Origin of the sequence: Vibrio sp. 10N.222.52.B12 (genome assembly GCF_002875385.1) — a bacterium.
GTDB lineage: Bacteria > Pseudomonadota > Gammaproteobacteria > Enterobacterales > Vibrionaceae > Vibrio > Vibrio jasicida.
Genome location: NZ_MDAW01000069.1, coordinates 782 through 3,332 on the forward strand (window position 1 = coordinate 782; position 2,551 = coordinate 3,332).

Sequence of the window (2,551 nt, forward strand, 5' to 3'; positions counted from 1 at the left end):
ACTCTTAAACAGATTGTTAGGCTTATGCGTTAAACCGAGCGCATAACTTTTCTATTAAGTGGTTTGGCACTCTAGGGAAAAGCTTTTGCACTTCAGGTTGGTTAAGATTAGATAAACCACCAAAGTTACTAAAAATTAGTCGGATAGCATCAGGGTATAAGTTCAACAAGTCTTTTACATGCTGCCATGCCAAATCGTATTTAGGTGAACCACAGCTACTCCATTTCACGCCACAGTGTCTCTTCACAAAGCAGTGAGAAAAATTAACAGCAGTCCCCTCCTCTAGCCATGAAACCTGCCTAATGCTTACAGGACTCAAAGTGTGTACTGCTTCATGTGATAATTGACAATAAGCTCGGAACACTTCACTTCGACAACTATTCGAAATTGTCACCTGTATATGGTTGTTAGTTGGATAGGTAACATCAGGGTTACCATCACGAAATAGGACAGGAAGAAGAATACGGTCTGATCTGGATTTACCATATTTATCTTCTGCTTCTTTAACTGCATATTTTAGAATTTTGTCCATTTGTGCCTCTTATGAGCCTAACGCCGCATTAAGGTGTGAGCGGCGCTTGGCTATACTTGAGCGAAGCGAAAACGCCAAGCGTTGCGAATCACTCTTAAATGCTTTGTTAGCCCTGTGGTTGACTAGTACATATAACCTAGCCAATCAAAATGTCCAACACCCCACTGCTTATCTCTGAGTGGTTTCACATACAGTTCATCAAGATGCTCTACAGCAACTCCAAAGTTGGTGTGCTCGTGAAGCCTTAACCAAGACTGCATACACTGAACTTTGTTAAAGCCATTTGATGAGTAGAAATCATGTAACTCAGATATGAGGATTATGAAATCAACGTCTTTAGTTTCGGCAAATGCCGATACTTCTGACAACATGAAAGAGCCAATACCTTGCCCTCGATAACGTTCATCAACATAGAAGTCGATTACGCCCAGAACCTTATGTATTTCCCCACCGACGCTCACGGCTCGATAGTCCAGTCCAAGATAGCCAACCAACTGTTCACCTTGAAAATGAAGAGCACGCATATGAGGTAACTGCTTAAAGTAAGAGCGACTTACTTGGCTATCTGGGAAAGCTTGATTTCTTAACGCTTCGATTGCCTTATGATGCAATTCTGAAACATCTATTTCTTGTACGATTTCCATATCGTTTCCTCGAAAAGGGCTAACGCCGCATTAAGGTGTGAGCAGCGCTTGGCTATACTTGAGCGAAGCGAAACTGCCAAGCGTTGCGAATCACTCTTAAATGCTTTGTTAGGCTAGTGCTTCAACATATGCGGAAAGCTCTGCCTTGCAAATACCTTTCTTACGCCAGTCACGAAGAAAGCCAGATCGAAGGTTACCATTAACGCTAGATTCCTCAGTAAATCGAGAGGCATTCCAGTGCTTGATTTCACTCGTACCATCATTTTTAGTTAGCTTAATATAAGCTTCCTTACACGCTAGAAGATCTGTCTTAAACTGGATGTCATTTGGATAGTAAATAATATCCAAATGAATTGCTTCCTTGAGTGGTGTACTGGCTTCTACCAACTGATTAGGCGAACCATCACTGTTTTCATAGAAGTCCAACAACTTTTCGATGATATTCTGCGGAGTATCAAAACCCACAGCATGATTTTCTAAGCGACGGTATATCTCGTCAGAAATTCGTATAACTTGGCTCATAGTAACCACCTTATTTGATCAACTACATACTAAACGTAGTTTTGGTTACCAAATTTGTCAAATTATAGCCTAACGCCCTGTTAAGGGGTGAGCAGCGCAATACTGAAGCTGCCGCATACCACCTTAATCACTTAAACCAACGCACAGTAAAAATGCTACGCGTTGCGAATCCCTCTTGAACAGTTTGTTATGTGCGTGCTAATTGAGGTACTTTTGCCAATGTTGCTGCCCTTTCAAAACTACTCTGTAATCTTCGTAGTCTAATGAGCTATAAAGTTTTTTAGCTGCAACATTATCATCACCGACCTCTAATGTGATTTTGAGGTAATCATTATCACGACAATACTGTTCGATACCATTCAGTTGTGCCTTGCCAACACCTTTACCACGAAAGTTGTCCGACACCATAAAGTCATGGATATTCATCACTCTTTGCGCACGATAAGTTGAGAACGATTCAAAACAAACGGCAAAACCAGCAGGCTTATTGTCGACAAAACTGATAAATCCGTGGAAATACGGCAACGCAAATAGCTGAGCAGTTACTGAGAGATCTAGTTCAACTGAGAATCCAGATAGGTATTCTCTAAACAAAGTCTCGAATATACCTTGGTCCTCAATGCTTTCTGTTTCGATAAGCCTGATTGTGATTTCCATATTCGTCTCCACCAAAGCACATAACGCCCTGTTAAGGGGTGAGCAACGCAATACCTAAGCCGCCGCATCCCACCTTAAACACTAAAACCAACGCATAGTGAAAATGCCACGCGTTGCGAATCACTCTTAAACAGTTTGTTATGTTTGTTTTTCCAGTTTGAGCTCACCTGTCACTTTAGCCAATCGTAAAGCTACC

4 protein-coding genes are annotated in these 2,551 nt (G+C 41.5%); all 4 read right to left on the reverse strand.

What is annotated here, in order from left to right; all coding sequences use genetic code 11:
- Positions 1-22: 22 nt before the first annotated feature.
- Positions 23-532, reverse strand: a complete 510-nt coding sequence (locus BCT11_RS03825) for a hypothetical protein (protein ID WP_102387210.1) — start codon at positions 530-532, stop codon at positions 23-25.
- Between the two features lie 122 nt (positions 533-654).
- Positions 655-1,176: a GNAT family N-acetyltransferase gene (locus BCT11_RS03830; protein WP_102387211.1), complete on the reverse strand. Its 522-nt coding sequence runs from the start codon at positions 1,174-1,176 to the stop codon at positions 655-657.
- A gap of 108 nt (positions 1,177-1,284) precedes the next feature.
- Positions 1,285-1,698 carry a hypothetical protein gene (locus tag BCT11_RS03835; RefSeq protein WP_102387212.1) on the reverse strand — a complete coding sequence of 138 codons (414 nt, stop codon included), beginning with the start codon at positions 1,696-1,698 and terminating at the stop codon, positions 1,285-1,287.
- Between the two features lie 198 nt (positions 1,699-1,896).
- Positions 1,897-2,355 carry a GNAT family N-acetyltransferase gene (locus tag BCT11_RS03840; RefSeq protein WP_102387213.1) on the reverse strand — a complete coding sequence of 153 codons (459 nt, stop codon included), beginning with the start codon at positions 2,353-2,355 and terminating at the stop codon, positions 1,897-1,899.
- Between the last annotated feature and the right edge of the window lie 196 nt (positions 2,356-2,551).